Origin of the sequence: Pseudoalteromonas sp. SG45-1 (assembly GCF_014164135.1) — a bacterium.
Lineage (GTDB): Bacteria > Pseudomonadota > Gammaproteobacteria > Enterobacterales > Alteromonadaceae > Pseudoalteromonas > Pseudoalteromonas distincta.
On record NZ_JACJEP010000013.1, the window covers coordinates 17,827 to 43,054 of the forward strand.

Annotated in this window: 24 protein-coding genes; 10 read left to right on the plus strand and 14 right to left on the minus strand. The window is 39.7% G+C overall.

The annotated features are described in order from the left end of the window. Positions 1–30: 30 nt before the first annotated feature. The 11 genes from nusB to H5117_RS12215 form a co-directional block, all read right to left on the minus strand. Positions 31–441 carry a transcription antitermination factor NusB gene (gene nusB / locus H5117_RS12165; RefSeq protein ID WP_002961751.1) on the minus strand — a complete coding sequence of 137 codons (411 nt, stop codon included), beginning with the start codon at positions 439–441 and terminating at the stop codon, positions 31–33. A 15-nt stretch (positions 442–456) separates the two neighbouring features. Then, positions 457–921 carry a 6,7-dimethyl-8-ribityllumazine synthase gene (ribE, locus tag H5117_RS12170; protein WP_002961753.1) on the minus strand — a complete coding sequence of 155 codons (465 nt, stop codon included), beginning with the start codon at positions 919–921 and terminating at the stop codon, positions 457–459. 100 nt (positions 922–1,021) lie between these two features. Next, complete coding sequence (ribBA, locus tag H5117_RS12175) at positions 1,022–2,134, minus strand: bifunctional 3,4-dihydroxy-2-butanone-4-phosphate synthase/GTP cyclohydrolase II (RefSeq protein WP_024603846.1); 1,113 nt, start codon at positions 2,132–2,134, stop codon at positions 1,022–1,024. Between the two features lie 29 nt (positions 2,135–2,163). Continuing rightward, complete coding sequence (locus tag H5117_RS12180) at positions 2,164–2,817, minus strand: riboflavin synthase (RefSeq protein WP_182738078.1); 654 nt, start codon at positions 2,815–2,817, stop codon at positions 2,164–2,166. A 16-nt stretch (positions 2,818–2,833) separates the two neighbouring features. Next, positions 2,834–3,967, minus strand: a complete 1,134-nt coding sequence (gene ribD / locus H5117_RS12185) for a bifunctional diaminohydroxyphosphoribosylaminopyrimidine deaminase/5-amino-6-(5-phosphoribosylamino)uracil reductase RibD (RefSeq protein WP_182737225.1) — start codon at positions 3,965–3,967, stop codon at positions 2,834–2,836. Positions 3,968–4,133: 166 nt separating this feature from the next. Further along, positions 4,134–4,583, minus strand: coding sequence for a transcriptional regulator NrdR (nrdR, locus tag H5117_RS12190; protein WP_002961761.1), 450 nt, complete (start codon positions 4,581–4,583; stop codon positions 4,134–4,136). 415 nt (positions 4,584–4,998) lie between these two features. Then, positions 4,999–6,255 carry a serine hydroxymethyltransferase gene (gene glyA / locus H5117_RS12195; RefSeq protein ID WP_002961763.1) on the minus strand — a complete coding sequence of 419 codons (1,257 nt, stop codon included), beginning with the start codon at positions 6,253–6,255 and terminating at the stop codon, positions 4,999–5,001. 269 nt (positions 6,256–6,524) lie between these two features. After that, the gene (thrC, locus tag H5117_RS12200) at positions 6,525–7,808 is read right to left on the minus strand and encodes a threonine synthase (protein ID WP_039490421.1); all 1,284 of its coding nucleotides are present in this window, start codon (positions 7,806–7,808) and stop codon (positions 6,525–6,527) included. 11 nt (positions 7,809–7,819) lie between these two features. Beyond that, positions 7,820–8,755: a homoserine kinase gene (thrB, locus tag H5117_RS12205; protein ID WP_039490420.1), complete on the minus strand. Its 936-nt coding sequence runs from the start codon at positions 8,753–8,755 to the stop codon at positions 7,820–7,822. Positions 8,756–8,764: 9 nt separating this feature from the next. Next, entirely contained in the window at positions 8,765–11,182 is a 2,418-nt protein-coding gene (gene thrA, locus H5117_RS12210; RefSeq protein ID WP_182715566.1) for a bifunctional aspartate kinase/homoserine dehydrogenase I, read from the minus strand. Positions 11,183–11,410: 228 nt separating this feature from the next. Beyond that, positions 11,411–11,779, minus strand: a complete 369-nt coding sequence (locus H5117_RS12215; RefSeq protein WP_024596295.1) for a response regulator — start codon at positions 11,777–11,779, stop codon at positions 11,411–11,413. Between the two features lie 355 nt (positions 11,780–12,134). On the opposite strand from H5117_RS12215, the gene H5117_RS12220 reads away from it, so the two are divergent. Beyond that, positions 12,135–13,904 (plus strand): sensor histidine kinase, encoded by a 1,770-nt coding sequence (locus H5117_RS12220; RefSeq protein ID WP_033021661.1) that lies wholly within the window; start codon positions 12,135–12,137, stop codon positions 13,902–13,904. 461 nt (positions 13,905–14,365) lie between these two features. Further along, positions 14,366–15,283, plus strand: coding sequence for a recombination-associated protein RdgC (rdgC, locus tag H5117_RS12225; protein WP_002962662.1), 918 nt, complete (start codon positions 14,366–14,368; stop codon positions 15,281–15,283). A 355-nt stretch (positions 15,284–15,638) separates the two neighbouring features. Here the strand turns inward: rdgC and H5117_RS12230 are convergent, their stop codons facing one another. Continuing rightward, the gene (locus tag H5117_RS12230) at positions 15,639–15,875 is read right to left on the minus strand and encodes a YgjV family protein (protein ID WP_024596297.1); all 237 of its coding nucleotides are present in this window, start codon (positions 15,873–15,875) and stop codon (positions 15,639–15,641) included. Between the two features lie 287 nt (positions 15,876–16,162). Here H5117_RS12230 and H5117_RS12235 point away from each other — a divergent pair, with 287 nt between their 5' ends. Further along, the gene (locus H5117_RS12235) at positions 16,163–16,819 is read left to right on the plus strand and encodes a Crp/Fnr family transcriptional regulator (protein WP_002962665.1); all 657 of its coding nucleotides are present in this window, start codon (positions 16,163–16,165) and stop codon (positions 16,817–16,819) included. 65 nt (positions 16,820–16,884) lie between these two features. Here H5117_RS12235 and H5117_RS12240 read toward each other — a convergent pair whose 3' ends face one another. Further along, positions 16,885–17,451 carry a phosphoribosyltransferase gene (locus H5117_RS12240; protein ID WP_002962666.1) on the minus strand — a complete coding sequence of 189 codons (567 nt, stop codon included), beginning with the start codon at positions 17,449–17,451 and terminating at the stop codon, positions 16,885–16,887. Positions 17,452–17,634: 183 nt separating this feature from the next. Then, a complete protein-coding gene (pepB, locus tag H5117_RS12245) occupies positions 17,635–18,930 on the minus strand; it encodes an aminopeptidase PepB (RefSeq protein ID WP_002962668.1) in 1,296 nt (431 codons plus the stop codon). Between the two features lie 123 nt (positions 18,931–19,053). On the opposite strand from pepB, the gene sfsA reads away from it, so the two are divergent. From sfsA to panC, 7 genes are all read left to right on the plus strand, one after another. After that, entirely contained in the window at positions 19,054–19,773 is a 720-nt protein-coding gene (gene sfsA / locus H5117_RS12250) for a DNA/RNA nuclease SfsA (protein ID WP_182733997.1), read from the plus strand. A gap of 308 nt (positions 19,774–20,081) precedes the next feature. Further along, positions 20,082–20,525, plus strand: coding sequence for an RNA polymerase-binding protein DksA (dksA, locus tag H5117_RS12255; RefSeq protein WP_002962671.1), 444 nt, complete (start codon positions 20,082–20,084; stop codon positions 20,523–20,525). Positions 20,526–20,545: 20 nt separating this feature from the next. Next, positions 20,546–21,490 carry a tRNA glutamyl-Q(34) synthetase GluQRS gene (gene gluQRS / locus H5117_RS12260; protein ID WP_024597170.1) on the plus strand — a complete coding sequence of 315 codons (945 nt, stop codon included), beginning with the start codon at positions 20,546–20,548 and terminating at the stop codon, positions 21,488–21,490. 78 nt (positions 21,491–21,568) lie between these two features. After that, positions 21,569–23,050: a polynucleotide adenylyltransferase PcnB gene (gene pcnB, locus H5117_RS12265; protein WP_220491487.1), complete on the plus strand. Its 1,482-nt coding sequence runs from the start codon at positions 21,569–21,571 to the stop codon at positions 23,048–23,050. 4 nt (positions 23,051–23,054) lie between these two features. Then, complete coding sequence (gene folK / locus H5117_RS12270; RefSeq protein ID WP_182720669.1) at positions 23,055–23,540, plus strand: 2-amino-4-hydroxy-6-hydroxymethyldihydropteridine diphosphokinase; 486 nt, start codon at positions 23,055–23,057, stop codon at positions 23,538–23,540. 30 nt (positions 23,541–23,570) lie between these two features. Beyond that, entirely contained in the window at positions 23,571–24,365 is a 795-nt protein-coding gene (gene panB / locus H5117_RS12275) for a 3-methyl-2-oxobutanoate hydroxymethyltransferase (RefSeq protein WP_002962679.1), read from the plus strand. Beyond that, positions 24,365–25,213, plus strand: coding sequence for a pantoate--beta-alanine ligase (gene panC / locus H5117_RS12280; RefSeq protein WP_024597167.1), 849 nt, complete (start codon positions 24,365–24,367; stop codon positions 25,211–25,213). The genes panB and panC overlap by 1 nt, the downstream gene beginning before the upstream one ends. Positions 25,214–25,228: the final 15 nt, after the last annotated feature.

Consider the following 25,228-nt stretch of genomic DNA (forward strand, 5'->3'; position numbering starts at 1 on the left):
CTATGCCGGCTCCCCTCTTTAACGGTTTACTTACTTGCGTAAATGCTTAACAGCTTTATCAAGTACACCGTTTACAAATTTATGGCTGTCTTCAGCGCCAAAAATTTTGGCCAGCTCAATACCTTCGTTAATAGCAACTTTATAAGGTACGTCTTCACGGAACTTAAGCTCATAGCTGCTTAAACGTAAAATTGCACGCTCAACCATATCTAAGTCATCAAACGGACGTGTTAAATGTGGTGATACAGCTTCGTCTAGTTGCTTGTAATTTACAGCAACACCCGTCGCTAGATCTTTAAAGTATTCAACATCAATTTTAGTAACGTCTGTTTCGATCAACATTTGTTGTTCGATATCGGCAATTAAATTGCCACTTATTTGCCAAGAATAAACGGCTTGGAGTGCTAAGATACGTGCTTTACGTCTTGCTGCTGGTTTCACAAAAATTCCTTAAACTTAAATTTTATCTAACACATTAACCATTTCAAGCGCGCCTAAAGCAGCTTCGCCGCCTTTATTGCCCATTTTGGTGCCAGCACGCTCAATTGCTTGTTCAATGCTTTCTGTGGTTAATACGCCAAATGCAACCGGGATATCATACTCAAGTGATACTTGCGCAAGACCTTTGTTTGATTCGCCAGCAACTAGGTCAAAGTGTGGTGTACCACCTCTGATCACTACGCCTAATGCGATGATTGCATCATACTCTTTTTTTGCCGCAACGCGTTTAGCCGCTAAAGGTAATTCTACCGCGCCTGGCACATAAATAACGGTAATGTCGTCATCTGATACGCCACCTGTGCGTTTTAGCTCATCAACAGCACCTGCAAGGAGGCTGCTACCAATAAAGTCATTAAAACGAGAAATGACAATGGCAAATTTTTTGCCTGGAGCGTACTTATTACCTTCAATAATTTTCATTTGATAACCCTAAAAATAAGTTCAAGCGGTTGCGATTGCGCAAAAATTGCTGCGCATCATACCATAAAAATAAAATAATAGCCTAGTTTAAGCGTGATGCTTATTGTGGCTCAACGTAATCAACAACTTCTAAATGAAAGCCCGAAAGTGCATGGTACTTTTTAGGGCGACTCATTAATCGCATTTGTTTAATTCCAAGATCGGCAAGTATTTGCGAACCTACGCCAACAGTACGAGATGTACCTTTGAATTTACGTGGCGTAACGCTTTCGCCAGCATCAGCTGCTGCAAATGCTTTCACAGTTGCCTCTAACTCTTCAGTGCTTTCTTGCTTACCTAAAATAACTAAAGCACCTTCATTTTTAGCGATATAAGCCATTGCTTCAGAAAGGCCCCAGCTACGGTCAGCACTTCTGTCTGAAAGTAGAATATCGTTAAAGGTACTTTGCAAATGTACACGTACATTTGTCGGCTCTTGATCTTTTATATCGCCTTTGAGCAATACGTAATGTAATTGGCCGTCAATTGTGTCTTTGTAAGTAACTAAATCAAATTCACCATGAACAGTTGGTAACTTACATTTTGCTACTTGCTCAATTGTTGTTTCGTTTAAGTTGCGGTATTCGATTAAATCAGCAATGGTGCCAATTTTAATATCGTGCTCTTTCGCAAAAACTTCTAAATCAGGGCGACGTGCCATAGTGCCGTCAGCATTAAGTATTTCAACAATAACAGATGATGCTTCAAGTCCAGCTAAACGCGCTAAATCACAGCCAGCTTCAGTGTGTCCTGCGCGAGTTAATACGCCACCAGGTTGCGCCATAATAGGAAAAATATGTCCAGGCTGAACAATATCACTTGGGACTGCGCCTTTAGCTATAGCCGCTTGCACTGTACGCGCTCTATCTGCTGCTGAAATACCGGTTGTAACACCTTTTGATGCTTCTATCGACATTGTAAAGTTAGTCGAAAATGCTGCACCATTGTTTTTAACCATTAACGGTAAATCAAGTTGCTCGCAACGCTCTTGCGTCATGGTTAAACAAATTAAACCACGGCCATGGGTAGCCATGAAATTAATCGCTTCTGCGCTAATATGCTCAGCAGCTATTATTAAATCGCCTTCATTTTCTCTATCTTCATCATCCATTAAAATAACCATTTTACCGGCTTTAATATCGTCGATGATTTCTTGCGCACTGTGTAAATTCATAAATTTGCTCGTGTAAGTTGTCAGTTTCGTTATTTAATAAAACCCGCTTTAGCGAGTAAGCTCATCGAAATATCAGAGCCCGTTGGTTGCTCTGCACCCTTTATAAGGCGCTCTAAATAACGTGCAATTTGATCGACTTCTAAATTAACTTGGGTACCTACTTTAAAATGAGCAATTGTGGTTTGCTCACTCGTGTGTGGGACAATTGTTAATTTGAATTTATTACCCTCTACAGCGTTTACTGTCAGGCTTATACCATCAATACATACCGAACCTTTGTAAGGAATGTATTTCATTAAATTTTCGTCAGTTGTAAGCCAATATTCTGTTGCTCTGGCGTTTGCTGTAATACTTGTAATTGTTGCGATACCATCAACATGGCCAGACACTAAATGACCGCCTAAACGAGAAACAGGTTGCATGGCTTTTTCAAGATTCACCGTTTGTCCTAAAGCATAGTGAGCAAAACCGGTCAAACTAATCGTCTCATTAGATAAATCCGCACTAAAACCATCAATATGTTTATCAACTACAGTTAAGCAAACACCATTAGTTGCAATGCTGTCACCTAACTTTACGTCTCTCATATCAAGATCAGTACTTTGGATACGAATGGCTAAGTCGCCTTGTTTTTTTTGTAATAAAGCAATTTTGCCTGTGGCTTCTATTATCCCAGTAAACATAGCACTACTCTTTTTATTAAGTGATTTTAATGAGTTTTGACGCGGTGATACGTAAATCGTCACCAATGCGCGCACATTCATTAAATGTTAAATCAACGGTGTTCTGCATACTCGTCAATTCAGGAAAATTAACTAAACTTTTTGCATCATGGCCCATTAGTTTAGGCGCTAAATAAAAAACAAACTCGTCAACTAAATTAAGCTCTGTCATTTTACCAGCAAGTGTTGCGCCAGCTTCAAGCCAAACATTATTAAACTGCAGTTGCCCAAGTTTTTCTAAAACGGCTTGTAAATCAACTTTACCGTTACTTTCACTAACTTCAATATGCTTTACAAAATGCGGCCATTGCAATGATTTATCAACCTTAGTCGTAAATATTATTACATCACTTTGGATTTCAAATAAAGCAAGGTCAGGTGTTAAACGGTTTTGAGAGTCAATTATAACACGCACGGGCTGGCGAAGCGGCAAATCAGTAGGCAGTGTGCAAGGCAGCTCACTTAGTCGCACATTAAGTTTAGCATCGTCTACTAGCACTGTATCGGCACCGGTTAAAATAGCGCAGCTTTTCGCTCGGTATAATTGTACGTCTTGTCGAGCAGCAGGACTTGTGATCCACTTACTTTGCCCATTTTTAAGCGCCGTTTTACCATCAATACTCGCTGCCATTTTGCAAATCACATAAGGTAAGCCTTGTTCCATACGCTTAAAAAAGCCAACGTTAAGTGCGCGAGCTTGTGATTCGAGTAACCCGTAAGCAACGTCAATACCCGCGTCGCTCAGTATTTTAAGGCCTTTGCCAGCAACTTGTGGATTTGTATCAACCATAGCAGCAATTACTTTTACCACACCGGCAGCTTTTAAGCCTTCGGCGCACGGTGGCGTACGGCCATAATGACTACACGGTTCAAGCGTTACATAAGCCGTTGCACCTTGTGCATTTTTTCCAGCGACAGCCAGTGCATTTACTTCTGCATGGCCTTGACCTGCTAATTGATGAAAACCCTCACCAATTATTTGATTATTTTTAACTAAAACACAGCCAACATTAGGGTTAGGTGTGGTAGTAAACCGACCTTTTTTGGCAAGCTCTATGGCGCGTGCCATATACATTTCATCATGTTCAGTAAAAGTAGTTTGGTTAAGCATTTATTATACCAATTGCGTTAAATTAGTGGTCCATTATAGCGCTAAGAAAATAGCGCAATAACAAGGCTAAAATTATGACATATAGTTGTTCTATATGAATAATTTTTAACGCAGTGAGTGCGCTATTTAATGCGATAGAATGATCATATTTTTAATAAAATTGGTATTACTCCCCTAAGCGGGCAATTTCTTCGCCAAATTCACGTATGTCTTCAAACGAGCGATATACAGAGGCAAATCTTACGTACGCTACTTTATCGAGCTTCTTGAGGGCTTCCATAATGCATTCACCAACCAAATGGCTTGAAATTTCTCGCTCACCTGTAGCACGCAACTGCGATTTTATTATATTCACTACTTCGTCTACTTGCTCTGTGCTCACTGGACGTTTTTCGAGTGCGCGATTTAAGCCATTTAATAATTTATCTTCGTTAAATGGTTCGCGGCTGCCGTCTTGTTTAATAACACGAGGCATAACCAGTTCAGCGCCTTCAAATGTAGTAAAGCGCTCATGGCAGTCGTTGCACTCACGGCGCCTGCGAACTTGATGGCCTCCACCAACAAGGCGTGAGTCAATAACTTTAGTATCTTTTGCGGTACAAAATGGACAATGCATAGCTCGGTACTTCCGTTTTAAAACAAAAAAGGCCGCTATTTAGCGGCCTTTAATCTTAGCAAAAAAATAGGGTCTGTTGACCTTTCAGGATTAAATTTGTTCTATCTAGGGGCGATTTAATCGCGGCGCGAGGTTTGTAACCTAGTGGGCTAAGTATAAATCGAGCAAAGCTTCCGCGTCCTGCTCACGCCCCTTACCTACATCCATGTAGGCAACAAAGAGTAAATCGCCCCTAGGACGAACCCGAGGGCAGTGCATGTTTGGCATTTATGCTGCGTTATCGCCTATTTGTGTGGAGTAACCACACTACATAGACTCTGCCTTGCCTAAAAACCAAACATACTACTGCAAATTAAACCTCGAAAGATAAACAGGCCCCTAGCCTATGTGATCTAAATTACTGCTGCTTATGCAATTAAGCGTATACAGGTAATTTTGCACAAATTGCTTTAACTTTTTCTTTAACTTGCGCCTGTACAGATTCATCAGTGATGTTATCTAGTACGTCACAAATCCAGCCAGCAAGCTCTTTTGATTCTTCTTCTTTGAAACCACGACGAGTGATTGCAGGAGAACCAATACGCAAACCAGATGTTACAAACGGAGAACGTGGATCGTTTGGCACTGAGTTTTTGTTAACTGTGATGTTAGCGTTACCAAGGGCTGCATCTGCATCTTTACCAGTAATATCTTTATCGATTAAATCGAGTAGGAATAAGTGGTTTTCAGTTTTGTCAGATACAATTTTGTAGCCGCGCTCTTGCATTACAGCAACCATTGCTTTTGCGTTTTTAACAACTTGTGTTTGGTATACTTTAAATTCTGGTTGAAGCGCTTCTTTAAATGCCACTGCTTTTGCTGCAATAACATGACATAAAGGACCACCTTGGCCACCAGGGAAAACTGCGCTGTTAAGCTTTTTATAGATTGCTTCGTCGCCACATGCAGAGATAATTAAACCACCACGAGGACCAGCAAGTGTTTTATGCGTAGTTGTAGTTACAACATGTGCATGAGGAACTGGGCTTGGGTAAACGCCTGCCGCAATTAAACCTGCAACGTGAGCCATATCAACAAACAGGTAAGCACCTACTTTGTCAGCAATTTCACGGAATTTAGCCCAATCAACAATACCTGAGTACGCTGAGAAACCACCAATAATCATTTTTGGTTTATGCTCAAGTGCTAGTGCTTCAACCTGTGCGTAATCAATTTCGCCCGTTGTTTCATCTAGTCCGTATTGAATTGCATTGTAAAGCTTACCAGAGAAGCTTACGTGTGATCCGTGAGTTAAGTGACCACCATGAGCTAAGCTCATACCAAGTACAGTGTCGCCTGCTTCTAATAGCGCTAGAAAAACAGCAGCATTAGCTTGCGAACCAGCATGTGGTTGTACGTTTGCGTAGTCAGAACCAAATAACTCGTTAGCACGGTCAATTGCTAATTGCTCAACAACATCAACATGCTCACAACCGCCATAATAACGTTTGCCAGGGTAACCTTCTGCGTATTTATTTGTAAGCTGTGAACCCTGCGCTTCTAGTACGCGTGGGCTACAGTAGTTTTCTGAAGCGATTAGTTCAATGTGCTCTTCTTGGCGAGCAGTTTCTTTGTTTATCGCGTCAAATAACTCTGGATCAAAATCCGAAATATTCATGCTACGTTCTAACATTGGGGTCTCCTAGGGCAACGTGTATGGTGTTTTTTAGAGGCTTTATTGTACGCTTTAAACGACTCTTTGCCTACGCTCTTAAGTTGAGGATATTTAAACAGGGATTGAAACTATTTCACAGACTTTTTAAGATGATATTTTCTTATAAAACCATAACGATTTTAAATGAATGCTATTTCCTACATTTAATTAGTAAATGCAACTCACTAGATTTAAAAGCCTAAAGTTATAAAAAAAGGCGGCTTAACCGCCTTTTTGAATTAATTAACTTAGCCAAGTTTAGCAAGTATTTCTGTACGTAATGCGTCGTAATCGGCCTTTATATCGCTTGCTAGGCATGGTTTTGCTAGTGCGTCGCTAAGTGGTTTTGGCATACCTAATTCAATATTTAAAATACCCTCTACGCTTTCTTTAAACTTAGCAGGGTGAGCTGTGGCTAAAAAGATACCCGCTGCACCAGGCGCTCGATTTTCAACAAGACCTTGGTACGCAATAGCAGTGTGAGGCTCTGCAACATAACCCGTTTGTTGAATTTTTTTCATCACCGATTGCGTGTCTTCCTCGTTTACGCTAGTTGAATAAAAGTTATCGTAGCTAAACCAGTTATTATCTAACATTGTTTGCACACGCGGCCAGTTGTTTGGCTTACTTACATCCATTGCATTTGAAAGCGACTCAAGTGTTGCGTTTGGCGTCCAGGTTTTATCAAGCATAAAGCGCGGCACAGTATCATTTTGGTTGGTTGTTGCACTTAATTTACCTACAGGTAAGCCAATAACCGCACCAATCATTGCAGCACATACATTACCAAAGTTGCCACTTGGCACTGATATATGCGCTGTTGCGCGTTTTTCTTTTGGTAGTTGTGCAATGGCCTCAAAGTAATAACAAACCTGAGCAACTAAACGGCTAATATTAATTGAATTAGCAGAATTAAGCCCAAGTGTTGATTTAACTTCTTCATCTAAAAAGGCATTTTTAACCAACTCTTGGCAATCATCAAAACTGCCATCAACTGCGTAACAATGAATATTGTTACCTAACGTAGTAAATAGCTTTTGCTGAGCAAGTGAAATTTTGCCTTTAGGATATAAGATGACAACATCGATATTCGGCTTGTTATAAAAAGCATGTGCAACGGCTGCACCAGTATCGCCCGATGTTGCGGTTAAAATAGTTACTTTTTCATCTTTATTAAATTGCGCTAAACACTCAGCCATAAAGCGACCACCAAAGTCTTTAAACGCAAGCGTAGGACCATGAAACAACTCTAAGCAGTATGTATTCTCTTCAACTTCCACCAGCTTAACTGGAAAGTTAAATGCATTTTTAACCATTTGTGCCACAGTGTCGCTAGGCAGCTCATCACCAATTAGGTGAGATAATATTTTGCCACTGCGTGTAACAAAGTCCATATCAAGCAAAGCATCAACATCGGACAGTGGGGCAAGGGATTCAGGGAAAAACACACCTTGATTACGACCCAAACCTGTTTTTACGGCTTCAACGAACGACACTTTTTGTGAGCTATCTTTTAAATTATGTAATTGCATGACTACCTATCCTATAAAACTGTTAATTGACGCGTGCCGTCGTTATCTAATTTACAAATGTGGCAAAAGCCTTGCTCGTTAATGTAATTTGCCTCTAACCACTGCGCGCATTGCTGTGCAGCTTCAAGTGTTTTACATACACTAAACAAGGTAGGTCCTGCGCCCGAAATACTCACTATTTCAGCGCCCAACGCTGGTAAGCTTGCTTTGGCTTCACTAAAACCTTTAATAAGCGGTGCGCGGTAAGGTTCTGCTATTTCATCTTTCATTATGCTCAGTGCATCGTCAAAACGATTAGTCAACAGTAAGCTACTAAATGCCGATAAACGCTGTGCAAACTCAACACTTGCATGCATGCTCAACTCTTTTGGTAAAACCGAGCGCGCTTTTGCAGTGTTGAGTGAAAAACCAGGGAACGCAGCAACGTAGTACCAATTTTCATCAACAGGCAGTGCAATCGATTTATCAGGGATTAAATCACCTGTTAATTGCAAACCACCTAAATAGCATGGCGTGATGTTGTCGTAATGACGACCACCGCTCACTACAGCTTCAAAGTCAGCCATAAGCTCAATAAGCTCAACCTGACTTAAGTTAGTTTGTGCAAACTTATCAAGGGCAGCAAAGGTAGCCACGACCGAGCATGCACTAGAACCAAGTCCAGATCCAATTGGTAAATTCTTTTTAAGCTCGAGCTTTACGCTTGGCATATCAGGCGCAACATGCGCTCTAAAATGTACTAAACACTGGTACGCTAAGTTTTCATTCGCATCACTTGGTAACTTGTGAGCGTAGTCGCCAGTGCAAATAAATTCGTCACTTGGTGCTGCACTTACAACGGCTACATCGCCTAATAAACTACCATCAATTGGCGCAAGCGCTGCGCCAAGTGCATCAAAACCCACTGCAAAATTACCAATAGACGCCGGAGCATATACTTCAATCATAACGAGCTCCTAGCGCGATAGTGTTTTTAAAATATCAGCAAATACACCCGCTGCTGTTACTTCAGAGCCGGCACCATAACCACGAATTACAAACGGACGTGGCTGGTAGTATTGGCTTAAAATAGCAAGCGCGTTTTCGCCATCGCGAATTACATTAAGCGCATGTTTTTCATCAACAGCCTCAATACCTACTTTACAGTGACCTTCTTTAATTGTACCTACATAACGAAGTACCTTTCCTTCGCTCGCAGCACTTTGAATGCGGTCATTAAAATCAGCATCTAGGCTTGGTAGTTTTGCCATAAACTCATCAACGCTATCACCTTGTGCAAAACCTTGTGGTAATACTGACTCAACTTCAATATCGCTTAGCTCCAACTTCATACCGGCTTCGCGAGCAATGATCAGTAACTTACGTGCTACATCGGTACCCGATAAATCATCACGAGGATCTGGCTCAGTAAAACCGCTTTCTTTAGCTTTAATAGTTGCCTCAGAAAGTGATAAACCATCTTGAAGTGCACCAAACATATACGAAAGTGAGCCTGATAAAATACCGCTAAACTCTAGTAACTCATCACCGGCACCAAATAATGACTGCAAGTTATCGATTACTGGTAAACCTGCACCAACGTTAGTTTCGTATAAAAATTTACGATTATTCTTTTGCGTAGCAGCTATTAAATCTTGGTAATACGTGTATGAGCTTGTTGTCGCTTTTTTATTAGCTGCAACCACATGAAAACCTGCATTTAAAAAGTCTACATACTGCGCAGCAAGTGCATCTGAAGATGTACAATCTACTAATACCGGATTCACTAAGTGGTTTTGCTTAACAAATTGCTCTACTAATTTTAAATCAAATGCTTGCTCAGATGAGGCCAATTTTTGCTGCCAATCACTAAAAGCGATGCCTTCGTTATCAAGGTGTAATTGACGAGAGTTAGCAACACCATACAAGTTAAGTTTAATATTACGCTTTTCAAGCCAAGCTTGCTGACGTTCAAGCTGATTAATAAGCTCTTGCCCTACTAAGCCACAACCTAGTAAAAACACATCAATTGACGGCACATGCGTGAAAAAGTTTTCATGGCATATTTTTACAGCGTCATTACATAACTCACCATCAATTACCGCAGAAATAGCACTTTCTGTAGAATCCTGTGCAATTGCCACAATATTTACTTGCGCTTGTGCAAGCGATGCAAAAAACTTAGCCGCTAAGCCTCGGTGTGCGCGCATGTTGTCGCCCACTAAAGTAACAATGGCTAAATTACGTTGTACTTGTACAGGCTCAATAAGCCCTGCTTGTAATTCAAGCTCAAATGCAGTTTGTAGCGCATCGAGTGCAAGTGCTAGGTCTGTTTCGTGCACACAAAAACTAATACTAAATTCACATGATGATTGCGTGATCAATACAATTGATACGTTATCGTGAGCAAGCGCGTTAAATACCTTAGATGCCATGCCTACTTTACCTTTCATGCCTGGGCCTGAAACAGTTAACATTGCAAGGTCTTGTAAGCTAGAAAGCGCTTTTACGGGCTCATCAGATGAATAATCGTTACCAATTAATGAGCCTTGTGCGTCTGGGTTATGCGTATTTTTAATTTCACATGGCACGCCTGCTTTAGCACACGGTAAAATTGTTTTTGGATGAAGTACTTTTGCACCAAAGTAAGAAAGCTCCATCGCCTCTTTATAAGATAAAAAATCTACTTTAGTGGCTTTTTTAATATAACGAGGATCAGCGCTATATACGCCATCAACGTCAGTCCAAATTTGGCAAATCTCAGCTTCTAAACATGCCGCAGCAATAGCTGCTGAGTAATCTGAGCCATTACGGCCAAGCGTCGTAAGCTCACCTTTATCATTACTCGCCGTAAAACCAGGCATAATATAAATAGTTGCAGGGTTTTCTTTAAGCACAGCTTGAAAGCGAGCTTTACTTGCCACTAAATCAGCTTCTGCATCAATGTAGCCACCAGTTGAAGCAATACAGCTTGTTGCTTCTAAGTACCTTGCATCTTGTGAGCTCAATAAAGCCTGCATTAAAGAAACGCTAACGCGCTCTCCAAAGCTAATTACAAATGCGCGAACTTGATCAGGGCAACACTGTATAAGCGACACGCCATCTAATTTATTTTTAAGTTCCCTTAGGTCTGGCCAGCTTGTAACGACTACGCCACTTTTTTCAACGTCAGCTTTTAAGCCCTCACAACGACTCGCTAATGCTTGCCATTGCTGCGAAAAATCTAAGCCTTGCTCTGCAGCACTTGCAAGTGCAACTAGCGAATCGGTCATTCCACCTGGAGCAGAAAGCACCAATAACATTTCATCTTTTAACTGTGCTTTAACTAACTGAGCTACCTGTTGTAAGCATGCATAATCGGCAAGTGAAGACCCACCAAATTTTAAAACTCGCATTGTTTATGTTCCTCATCCCATAAAACGAAAAAAGGCCTGTGTTCTAAGTGAACACAGGCCTTTAAATTTGTTGCACCGACCTATGCCACTATCCAGTAAGAATGATGGTTGTAATAATAATGGTCAGTACGCGATTAATTGTTTTCATATGTTAAGACTGCCTTAACAAAGGCTATGCTGTCAACCCTAAATTAAAAGATAAAACAGCCTTTTTTAACATGAAAAAACCTAATGAATGCCAAATTTATGCAATATTTCATTCAAGCTTGATTTATTAATAGGTTTATCAATAAAATCAATTGCGCCAAGTTGGGCGACTCGTTGCTTCATTTTCTCCTGTATATCAGCAGAAATAACCAACACAAAGCACTCTATTTTTTCTGTTTTTATAGTTTCAAGTACTTGTATACCATCAACCTCTGGCATGGTGAGGTCTAGGCACAGTAAATCAAAGTTTTGTGCTCTTAAAAGATCGAGGGCGTTTGCTCCATTTATAGCTTGTTGTATATCTGCGTCTATACACTCATTTAAACACCGCACGACTTGTTTACGAGCAACAGCAGAATCATCACAGACTAATATCGAAAATTTCATCATGTTTACTACTACACAACCATCAAAGTTATTAAAAGACCATCTTTCTTTGCACTCAGGACACTTTAACACGCATCTAAATACTTAGCGCATTAATAATTCAATGCAATGATAAATATAGAATTAACTCATTTAAATATGATTAACGAAACTAAATTCTAATCAAACTTACAAAACTTAACGTCTAACAAATTTACTAATTCATAGCTGAGTTTAATTACATTAATACTACATACCTACTTAATTAGATTTATCTTATTAAATTTTAACTTTTTTATTTATTTTTAGAGGTTTATTGACTAACTTTTAAATTACAATAGTAACGTTACAAAAATAACAAAGGATGAACAAGTCACTCATGTTACAAAAAAGCCTTTCTAAGAAGCTGCTAACAAGCGTTTTATCCGTTTATTTTTTGCTTACCTTCGTAGTGACTTGCGGACAGGTGCTTGCTGAATATCTCAATACTAAAGACTATATACGTGATGAATTAAGTACATTACAAAAAACCTTTAGTCGTAGCTTAACACGTGCAATTTGGGAGCTTAATACCAAGCAAACAATTACAACAGCAGAAGGTTTACTCGCCATTCCCATGATTGAAGGGATTATTGTTCGAGATGACAGCGGCGAAATTATTTCACAGTTAGGGCGCTCGCTCGACATACATAAGCTATATAACCAACAGTTAGTACAAGAAGAAGCTATTTTAGAAGACGCGAAATCCGGTCTGTTTGGTTACACCTTTCCACTTATTTTTGAATTTTCTGGCCGTGCTACCCAAGTGGGCGACGTTACCTTGTTCTCTAGCCGAGAAGTTGTTTTAAGCCGAATTATGGTATCAATCTACTTTTTGATTGGTAATGCGATGATTAAAACTACCTTTTTAATCATTTTATTTTTAATGGCATTTAGAAAGCTTCTTACAGATCCCTTAGCTGAGCTTACTGAGCAACTAGAAAACCTAGAATTAGATGAGCTAGAAGGACAACACATCGAAATAGAAACAGAGGAGCATAACGAACTAAAAGTAATGGAGCAGTCGTTTAACAAACTAATAGATAAAGTGGTTCAGTACAGAAAAGAGCTTGAGCACACCCAAAAAGAACTTATTATTAGTAACGAAAAGCTCGATCATCACAACATACAACTTGAGCAAGACGTAGCCCGTAAAACATCAAACTTAAGCCAAGCAATGATGGAATTACAACAGCAAAAATACGAACTTGAAAAGCAAAAAATTGTGCTCACTGAAGAAATAGATTTACGACGCAGCACAGAGCAAGAGCTAATTTCAAAGCAAACTGAATCTCAGCGTTATATAGAAGAATTAAGCCTTGCACAGGAACGTTTATTAGGCACAGAGAAGATGGCAGCACTAGGCGGACTTGTGGCGGGTATTACGCATGATATTAACACCCCTATTGGGATAGGTGTAACGGCAATATCGTTTTTGCAAGAACGCTTAAATAAACTCGAAAGTGCTTATAGTGAAAAAACACTTTCACCAAAAGCACTAGAAGAATTTATTAACGAAGCAAAACAAAGTACAAGTTTGTTAACCACTAACTTAGATAGAGCCTCAGAGCTTATTGCTAGCTTTAAGCAAATAGCGGTCGATCAGGCCAGTGAAGCAGTAAGAACTATTAACTTTAAAGATTACACTAACGAAGTAATACGCTCACTGCATCCAAAACTAAAAAAGACATCCCATACAATAAAATTAGAATGCCCTGATGACTTAGTTTTAAATTTACCTGCAGGCGCCATCAGCCAAATTTTTACTAACTTAATTATGAATTCACTCATTCATGGCTTTGAAGGTAAAAGCAACGGTGTGATGGATATCAAAATAAGCGCAGATGACACTAACTTAACGATTGATTACAAAGATGACGGTAACGGAGTTACCAGTGAGCAATTGAAAAAATTGTTTGACCCATTCTTTACGACTAAACGCGATGAGGGCGGAAGCGGATTAGGTACCCATATAATGTTTAATTTAGTTAAACAAACTCTTAGTGGATCTATTGATGCAACGAGTGAACCTGGTAAAGGTCTGCGTTACTATATTCAATTTCCAAAGAACATGGCTAAGCCAATGCCTATTTTTGATAAATATGAATAAAAAAGTATATGCATTAAATTATTAGGGCGTGTTGTTCTTTGGTGGTTGAATTTGCAGCAATATGTTTTGTTTTTAGGCAAGGCAGAGCCTATGTAGTGTGGTTATTCCCCATAAGTAGGCGATAACGCAGCATAAATACCAAACATGCGCTGCCCTTTGAGCTCGATCTAGGGACGATTAACTCTTTGTTGCCTACATGGATGTAGGTAAGGGGCGTGAGCAGGACGCGGAAGCTTTGCTCGGTTTTTACTTATTCTTACATGGATGTAAGCCAGTAGAATAACGCAGGAGCAGTTACCGAGCCCACTAGGTTACAAACCTAGCGCCGCGATTTAATCTTCCTTGGATTGAACAAATTTCAATCCATAAAGTTCAACACGCCCTAGTAACAAATCAGTCATTTCGAGATGCTGTTTTTATTGCTATGATTGGACAAATTTTTCAAATGGATCAATTCCCCTATGTGGTTTAGTAACCTTATTTGTTACCGCTTTAAGCAAGACGTTTCATACACCCAAGAAGATTTTGATAAAGCATTAGAGCAAGATTTATTTCGCCCATGTACTGGTCAAGAGCTTGCAACATTTGGTTGGACGAAAGCGTTTGGAAAGCATGGCGAAACACTATCGCATTTTTCTCAAAAAAGTATTTTAGTTTGCGCAAAACGTGAAGAAAAAGTACTCCCAGCTTCTGTTATCAACGAACTAGTTGCTGAGAAAATTGATCAGATAGAAGCCGAAGAAAACCGCCCTGTTAAAAAGAAAGAAAAAGACGAATTAAAAGAAAACATTCTTCATACTCTTCTACCCCAGGCATTTAAAAAGTCGAGCTTACAATTTGCCTTTATTGACCAAGAAAATGGCTGGGTGGTTGTAAATAGTGGCAGCTTTAATAAAGCTGAAGAGCTACTGGCACTACTTCGTAAATCGTTAGGAACGCTCCCAGTTGTACCTGCGTTTGCTAACTACGACCTAGATGTATTCTTAACTGATTGGTTAACTAACTTTAGTACACCAGAAGGCTTTGCTATTGGCTCTGACGCTGAGCTTGAAGAAGCTGACGACAGCGGTGCACAAGTAAAACTAAAAGGCCATGATCTGGCATGTGATGAGGTTAAATCGCACTTAGAAAGTGGTAAACGCGTAACTAAACTGGCACTTGATTGGCAAGAACGCCTCAAGTTTATGCTGCAAAACGATGGCTCTATCAAGCGTTTAAGCTACTCTGAAACTCTAAAAGAAGAGAACGCAGATATTCCTAAAGAAGATATGGCTTTAAAACTTGATGCTGACTTTATTTTAGCTTCTGAGGAAATAAAGCAATTACTTGAAGAACTAACTGCTGGCTTAGGTGACGTTGAAGATTTAGAAAAAGCGTAAATACCACAACCTACATAAATATTTAAGCGCTTTGAAGCATTAAATAGACCCACATATAAGCAGGTTGGTATAACAGATAAAAAATCCGATAGCAGTTTACTGCTATCGGATTTTTTAATGGAATTTTTAGAAGCGCTTATTTATATATTTGTTATCCGCGAACAGAATTTAGCTAACGTTCGGCGTATTAAAACCTAATGTAATCATCTTTTAAGTAAGAGCTTACAGCAAGGTTCAAAGGAAAGTTATGTAGAGTGATATGAGATTATCTGTATTCACTTCAAGCCGGAATGCACAAAAACTGAAATTTTGATTTTAATTGAAATCATTAACTTATTTGTGCAGATAACTTATTTTAGCTTTTAGCGTCTTCAACTTTAGGTTGGCGATATATTTTTATAATGTGGTATAAATTTACAAGCGACAATAAGCCGTTGGTAAAAATAACAGGTACTGCGCCAATGGCAAAACCGTATGCAGTAAATACAATACAACCAAACATGTTGTACCAACGCAGTTTTACTACATCTGTCATTGTTAACGATGCAACCAATAAAGCTGATGCAATATAGCCTAAATATTCCCAACTCAATTGTTCTCTCCTAGCCTTTAGGTTAGCATTACATGTACTGCTAACTTATGGCACTTATAAGTATTGCAAAGTTACAACAAAATAAAAAAGCTAACTTGCTTAAAAACCTGAAAAAGTTTGCCGGAAAATACCAGCAAATTCTTAAATCATTACACGGGAAATGAAGGTAAAATAATACTATTAGCAAAGCTAATAATATTAGTAGCAAGTTAGCGTAAATTCTTAGTGTCTTAATGCTAACGTCATTAAGATGTAATAAATAGGACAAATGTCCGAAGAGCACATTGATGTTTCAATACCATTTTTCTAGTTACCTTGTTGATCAGCTTTTAACCTTTGCCGGTAGTAGCTATCAACAATCAAAAAAAGAAGTTCTGATCCATCAAGATCAGCCTTTAAGCAAGCTTGTGCTTGTACGCAGTGGCACTGTGTCGTTTAGTTACGACGTAGGTAATGGACGACGCCTGCTGTTAGGACAATTGGATTGTAACAACACCCTTATTGGTGAAATAGAAGCGCTAAATAATAATCCGTGTATTTATACGGTAACGTGCTTTAGCGATGTAACTTATAATCTTATTGAATTAAGACATTGGCGTGCTCTGCTGCTTGAAAAACCAGAACTGAGTTTATACACCGCACAAACTATTGCGGCTAAATTTCAGGAAAACCAAAAAATCAATTTAGATAAGCTACTACTACCATTGAGCTACAACATAGCCAAAGATTGCTTACTAAGGGCCGAGAACAACAACCCTACGCTACTTAGAGCCTATCCAACTGTAAATGCTGAAGCCGAACGCTTTGCTACCACTGAGCGAGCTTACAGACGTGTTGTTACAGAACTTGTCGAAAAAGGCTTGGTACTTAGAAGTAACGATGGCTTACAAGCAGTCGATATACCAAAGCTAAGTGAATACGTAGATAGCTTTGCTCAACTTTAAGTTATTTAAAATTTACCCATAAAAAAAGGCCTTAACGGCCTTTTTTTATTTATACAAATTACTGATTACTTCTCTAGCAAAATGTCATGAATTTTCACAAGATCAGATTTACCTGCAATAATTTCATCCGGTGTTAAACCCGATAGTTCATGCGGGAACACTAACCACTCTTCAGACTCATGAATATAATAATCTGGAACAGTGTCTACTTTTGAGTTTTTTGGCTTGTAGTACGGACATGCAATACGAATATCACGTGGCAAGTTTAAGCGCATAAGCTCTGAAAGCTTTTCTTTTAATGCAACAATACTACGACCAGAGTCAAATACATCATCAACAATTAATAATGAGTCGCCTGCATTTGCGTTCTCAACAATGTAATGCAAACCGTGGACTTTAATTTCTTTAGATTGTTTACCAATACCGTAATAAGACGATGTACGTACTGCAATGTGGTCAGTCTCAATGCCTTTATAATCGTAATATTCTTGAACAGCAATACCGATCGGTGCACCACCTCGCCAAATACCAATAATAAAATCAGGACGAAAGCCATCTTGGTATACTTGTGCCGCTACGCGGAACGAATCTTCAAGCAGCTGTTGAGCTGTGATGTAGCACTTATCTGACATAATTAGAAACCCCAGTGGTGGATATAAGATTTGAGCGCAGCTTAGAGTTAAGCAAAAATTAAACTCAAACAGGTATTGGCGACGGATTTTACCGCAAATGAAATAAAATTGCTTGCCTGTAAATTAAAAAATAGGCACCCAAAGGTGCCTATTTTTAGTGTAAAAAGCATAATTTAGTAAATATTATGCTTTTTCTTGTAGGGTACGAGCAACCGTACGCATACCTTGAGTTGTTGCGCCCGCTGCCCATTGGCTTGTACTGCCCATGTTAAAAGCAGCCGCTAAATCTATGTGCACCCAGCCTTTGCCATCGTTTGGCACAAAGCGTGATAAAAAGCCTGCAGCATTCGATGCACCGCCGTAACCGCCACCCTTTTGTGCACGGCTATTTGCCGTATCAGCATAAGGAGATGGGCAGTTTTGTTGATGCCATTTTTCAAGAGGAAGTGGCCAAGCAGCTTCCATTTCTTGAGATGCAAAACTTTCAACTTCACGTGCAAGTTCTTTATCAAGTGCAAATAATGCATTGTACTCTTGGCCAACAGCAACAAGCGCTGCTCCAGTTAGTGTTGCTGCATCAATGATAAGTGGAGCGCCAGTCTCTCCTGCTGCCATTAAGCCATCAGCAAGTACTAAGCGACCTTCAGCATCCGTGTTTACAATTTCAACTGTTGTGCCATTTTTGTAAGTAAGAATGTCACCTAATTTGTATGCATGACCCGAAATTAAGTTCTCAGCACAACATAAAAACAGCTTAATACGTTTTTCAATACCACGGTTAATAGCCAATGCTAAACCTGCTGTTACTGTTGCAGCGCCGCCCATGTCGCACTTCATACCAAGCATACCTTCGCTTGATTTAATTGAGTAACCACCTGAGTCAAACGTAATACCTTTACCTACAAGCGCAGCACTTACTGGTGCATTTTCGTCGCCTGTTGGGTTGTAATCAAGCTCAAGCAATACTGGTGGGCGAACACTACCGCGACCAACTGCATGAATACCAATCCACTGTTGTTCTAGTAACGCATCACCTTTAATAATTTGGTAACTTACATGTTCAGGCGCTAATGATTGAATAAACTCAGCTGCTTTTTCAGCTAGGCTTTCTGGGTATATGTCATCGGCAGTACCGTTAACCATTTCACGTGCCCAAATTGCTGACGTTTTTAAGTGAGCAAGTTCTTTAATATCTGATTGTGCGTTATCAACAAACTCAACACCGTTTAATGATTTTGGTGTTACAAAGCCTTGGTAAAAAGCCCACTGGCTTTCTGTACACCAAGTATCACCTGCTAATTCAACATTTTTAACGCCTTGGCTTGCAATAGTACGGCCTGCTTTTTGAACATTTTTTAATGTGTCTTGCTCAGATAAATGAACAGTTGCACCGCGCTCGTTAAAAGACAATGACGCATTATCGCCCCAATGACTCGCTGCTGCTTGTTCGCTTAGTTGAACAACAAATTTTTCACTCATGTTAGAATTCCCTTGCACTTAAATGTGCCACCGAGTTTACTATAGAGCGCTTAAGTTCCCAACAGCTTGAGATAAATAACATAAATCACACTGCTGAGCAGTGTTTACGCTTTGGAAGTTATTATGAAGTACACGCCAGCGCTGCAACCAGCCATATTATTAAAGCGCTACAAACGCTTTTTAGCTGATTTACAATTAAGTGATGGCAGCGAATTTACCGCTCACTGTGCAAATACAGGTAAAATGACAGGATGCGCTGAGCCAGGCTTTACTGCTTTTTATTCAACGAGCGATAACGCAAAACGAAAATACCCGCATTCATTAGAGCTTACGCAAAATAACTTATCGCAGCTTATTTGTGTAAATACAGCGGTGGCTAATAAAGTAGTAGAAGAAGCAATAAACAATAATGTGATAAGCGAACTACTCGACTACAGTCAATTGCAAAGCGAAGTGAAGTACGGCAGCGAAAACAGTCGTATCGACTTTTTACTCACAGACGAAAATAAGCCCGATTGCTATGTAGAAGTTAAGTCAGTCACATTATTAAGCGAAAATGCACCACAAAGCGGGCAAGGCTACTTTCCTGATGCGCAAACACTGCGTGGACAAAAGCATATTCGCGAACTAATAGAAATGATCGAACAAGGCCACCGAGCAGTATTACTGTTCGCTGTTTTGCATGAGGGAATAAATACCGTAAGTGCAGCTGCGCATATTGATAAAAAATACGCCACGTTATTAAACCAAGCAATAATAGCCGGTGTTGAAGTATTAGCATACAAAGCCAAAATTTCAGCTAATGGAGTCTTACTTCATAAAAGAATAGCATTTATAGAATAGTGTAATAAACCAACGGATTGAACTAAGCGTAATTTACAAAGTACTCCAATTATAGAAAGTGGTAAAAAGTGAATTATTAAAATTAACTTGTTTTTAAAGCTTTTGCCCATATAACAAGGCAAGTTTTAGAAAGCGAATATGTGAATTAATTAAAAGTGTAAATAAACTATTAATACACTTTTTTACTCAGTAAGCATGGTTGAAGCTAATTCGATTAATTAAAAATAAATTTGCCTAGGGTATAAGATTCTGTTATTTATACCGCCGGCTAATGCTGAGGCATTAAATTAAGGATTTAGGAGAGAGTTATGCCAGACCAAAAGAAACATGGTTTATTGGCTCAAGCCGGTTTAGAACCATACCAAGAAAAACCAGGCGAAGAGTACATGAATGATGCACAACGTGCTCATTTTAGAGCAATTTTAGAGACTTGGCGTAACGATTTACGTAACGAAGTTGATCGTACTAAATCGCACATGCAAGACGAAGCTGCTAACTTTCCTGACCCAGTTGACCGCGCTGCACAAGAAGAAGAATTCTCTTTAGAACTTCGTACTCGTGACCGCGAACGTAAATTAATCAAAAAAATTGAAAAAACAATTAATTTGATTAAAGAAGATGATTTTGGCTTTTGTGAGTCTTGTGGCATCGAAATTGGCATACGTCGCTTAGAAGCACGTCCTACTGCCGATTTATGCGTAGACTGTAAAACACTTGCAGAAATCAAAGAAAAGCAATCTGGACGCGGCTAATTAAAACTTATTAGTTAGTTATGTCTCCTACAGCCGTTACTGCGCCTATGCGTAAATATCGCGGTCGTTTTGCGCCGTCTCCTTCTGGGCCATTACATTTTGGCTCACTTGTAGCGGCTGTGGGTAGCTATTTAGATGCAAAAGCTAATCAAGGAAAATGGTTAGTTCGTATTGAAGACATTGACACTACGCGCGTGGTTAAAAACGCCGACTCCGATATTCTAAATACCTTACAAGCCTACGCCCTTTATTGGGATGAACCTGTTGTATACCAAACACAGCGCCTGTCTTTATATCAAGATATTACCCACTCACTTTTAGAGCAAAACCTTGTTTATGGTTGCACCTGTACTCGCAAGCAAATAAAAGCCATTGGCGGTATTTATCAGGGGCATTGCAAAGCACTTAATCATCATACTCAATCCGGCGCGCTTCGTTTAGTTCAGCAACATCCAACGACTCAATTTAGTGATTTAATTCAAGGTGATATATCGGTAAATAGTGCATTATCCCACGAAGATTACTTAATTAAACGCAGTGACGGTTTATTTGCATATCAACTTGTTGTGGTCGTCGATGATATCGATCAAAGCATAAATCGAATTGTAAGAGGCGCAGATTTAATTGAACCAACAGCTCGGCAAATTAGTTTGTTTAAACAACTCGACAGCCCTGTACCTGAATTTGCTCATTTACCTTTAGCGGTTGCCAAACCCGGTTTTAAACTATCTAAACAAAATTATGCCCCCGCCATTTGTAAGCAAAATCCAAAGCCTGCTTTAATTAGCGCTTTTGAATTTTTAGGGCTACCTGTTATAGCTGATTTAAGCGACTTAAATATAGAACAATTAATCGATTGGGGAATTAAAAACTTTAGCTTAAAACAGGTCCCCCAAGTATCCGAAATACAAATTTCTCAACATCCACATAGCCAGAAAGTCCAATTTACACATTTAAGTAAATAAAATAGCTAAAAACGGCTTAATTTCAACACATCAACTTAATTTTTAAACCCTGCTGGTATATGATAGCCGCCTAAATATATGCTAATTACGTCAAACAGCTTGTACTGGGTTATAACCGCCCTATTTGCTGTAACTTTTGATTGCGATGCAGAGTCAATCACACCTTCTAGGAGACAGACTATTATTTCCAAGCTTTTTCAATTTTGCCGACAAATAATCGGCCCGAATACCAGTGCCGAAAGCGCTTCTGTAAGCAGTGAACCTATTGTTGTCACTCGTGGTGAGCATGGTATTTCTCGCAAACAATTTAGCCCAAATGCAATCAAAGTATTATACCGCTTAAAAGACGGTGGCTACGATGCCTACCTTGTTGGTGGTTGTATTCGCGATATATTGTTAGGCCAACAGCCAAAAGATTTTGACGTAGTTACTAATGCAACTCCAGATCAGGTAAAAAAACTATTTAGAAACTGTCGCCTGATAGGTCGTCGCTTTCGTCTAGCACACATTGTATTTGGCCGTGAAATTATCGAAGTGGCAACAATGCGTGGCCACCACGAAGCGCAAGAAGACAAAAATCAAATAAGCCAATCAAGCAATGAGGGCCAACTACTACGTGATAACGTATTTGGCAGTATTGAAGAAGATGCAGAGCGCCGCGACTTTTCAATCAACGCACTTTATTACTCAATTAAAGATTTTAGTATTCACGATTACGCCAACGGCTTAGCGGCAATTAAAGCTAAACAAATCGAGCTTATTGGCGACCCTGAAACGCGTTACCGCGAAGACCCTGTTCGTATGTTACGTGCAGTACGTTTTGCCACTAAGCTTGATATGAGCATTGCGCCTAAAAGTGAAAAGCCAATTAGCGAGCTTGCAAGCTTGCTTGATAACATTCCGCCAGCACGTTTATTTGAAGAAATTCTTAAACTGTTTTTAAACGGCAAGGCCGAAGCTAACTTTTTAATGCTGCGTAAATACGGCTTATTCCGCTCACTTTTTCCTGAACTTGATAAAATTTTAGATAAAAACCCAAGTGGCTTAGAGCACACGCTTATTCAGCAAATGTTTCAAAATACCGACAAGCGTATTAATGCCGATAAAAAAGTAACACCGGCGTTTATTTTTGCTGCCCTACTTTGGTTCCCACTGCTTGAGCGCACTAAAAAAATTCAAAGCCATGAGCAACTATCTGAATACGATGCTTTCGCACAAGCAATGAATAAAGTACTAAGCGATAATTCACAGCATATAGCTGTTCCTAAGCGCTTTACTTTAGGTGCTCGCGATATTTGGCATATTCAGCACCGCTTAGATAAACGTGCTGGCCAACGTGCATACAGGCTAACGCAACAGCCTCGCTTTAAAGCCGCTTACGACTTTTTATTATTACGCGTAGATGCAGGCGAAACTCAGCATACAGAGCTTGCTCAGTGGTGGACACAATACTTAAGTAAAGATATAAACGGCCAAAAAGAGATGGTTAAAAGCTTAGGTCATCAAGGTGGTCCTAAGCCGCGAAAGCGCCGTCGCCCTACTAAAAAGCCAACTGAGTAATAACATGCATTGTGTTTATTTGGGTTTAGGTGCCAACCTAAACTCACCAACAGAGCAGCTTGATAACGCGATAATTGCGCTTAAAAAGCTGCCTAATTGTGAATTTTTAAACGTATCGCATTACTATGCAAGTAAGCCTATGGGCCCACAAGATCAACCAGACTATATCAATGCCGTAGCCTGTATTAAAACGACCCTTGCTCCAGAGCAATTACTTGATTTAACACAAAGTATTGAGCTTGAGCATGGTCGAGTAAGAAAAGCTGAGCGTTGGGGTCCACGCACACTTGATATCGATACCCTATTATTTGATGATCAAATTATAAATACGGCGCGCTTAACCGTGCCTCATTATGGTTTGAGTGATCGCGAGTTTGTGGTTTACCCACTATTAGAGCTTGCACCTGAACTTATTTTACCTAGCGGCATTGCATTAAAAACCATTGCAAATAACTTACCGCTCAACGACTTACAACAATTACCTCTGTAATTAACCTAGGCTTTTGCCTGCGAGGATATTATGTCTAAAATAACCGTTTCTACTTTAAATAAAATGAAAGCAGAAAATAACAAAATTACTGCATTAACAGCCTACGACGCTAGTTTTGCAAAGTTATTTCATGATAACGGCGTTGAAGTTATTTTAGTGGGCGACTCATTGGGCATGGTACTACAAGGCGGCGATGACACCCTTGGCGTAACAAATCAAGATATTGCATATCATACCCGCTGTGTACGCGCTGGTAGCCGCGAATTATTTGTAATTGCTGACTTACCTTTTATGACCTACTCAAGCGTTAGTGATACCTGTAAAAATGCAGCTGAGCTTATGCGCGCTGGCGCAAACATGATTAAACTTGAAGGCGGAGAGTGGCTTTACGAGAGCATTAAAGCACTCACTCAACAAGGTATCCCAGTGTGCGGGCATTTAGGCCTTACACCACAGTCAGTTCATGTATTTGGTGGCTTTAAAATACAAGGTCGCGAAGAAGATAAAGCACAAAAAATGATTGATGATGCGAAAGCACTTGAAGCTGCTGGCGCGCAATTATTAGTACTTGAGTGTATTCCAAGTGCCCTGGCAAAACGCATTACAGACGCTTTAAGTATCCCAACTATTGGTATTGGTGCAGGCAGCTTAACTGACGGCCAAATACTGGTAATGCATGACCTGGTTGGTATTTCGGCAGGTTACATTCCTAAATTTTCTAAAAACTTTTTGCTCGAAACAGGCAATATGCCTGCAGCCGTTCAAAAGTATTGTACAGATGTTAAAAGTGGCGCATTTCCAAGCGCTGAACATGAGTTTAAATAATGCAATCAATAACTGAAATCAGATCGTTACGTAGTCAAATTAAAGCATGGCGCCAAGCAGGTCTTAGCGTGGCGCTTGTGCCAACAATGGGCAACTTGCACCGTGGGCATTTTTCGCTAGTAGAAAAAGCAAAAAACTTGGCCGACAAAGTCGTTGTAAGTATTTTTGTAAACCCAATGCAATTTGGTGCTAACGAAGATTTAGATAACTATCCTCGTACGCTAAACGAAGACAAACAAGGCCTTGCTGAACTAGGCACTGATATTGTATTTACCCCAAGTGTAGAAACAATCTACCCTAACGGACTGGGTGCACAAAGCTTTGTAGATGTACCTGACATTTCATTAGGCTATTGCGGTGGCTCACGTCCAGGTCACTTTAGAGGTGTTGCAACAATCGTAACTAAGTTATTTAACTTAGTGCAACCAGATTACGCCTGCTTTGGTGAAAAAGATTTTCAGCAACTACAAGTAATCAAAACTATGGCACGCGACTTATCAATTCCGGTTGAAGTCATTGGTGTACCTACAATGCGAGAAGTTTCTGGCCTTGCTATGAGCTCACGTAATGGTTACTTATCTGATGATCAAAAAGCGACTGCAACCGTATTATTTAAAGCCCTTAATACGTGCGCTGAGCAACTTAAAAGTGGCGAGAAAGACTTTGTAAAACTTGAAAGCTTAGCTAAACAAAGTTTAGAGAAAGCAGGCCTAAAACCAGACTATTTTGAGATTGCTCAACGAGATACATTAAAAACTGCTACAATCGAAGATACTCAATTTGTTATTTTAGCCGCAGCCTATTTTGGTGGTGTTAGATTGATCGACAATATCCAAGTCGAAATTTAATATTATTGCGACTCC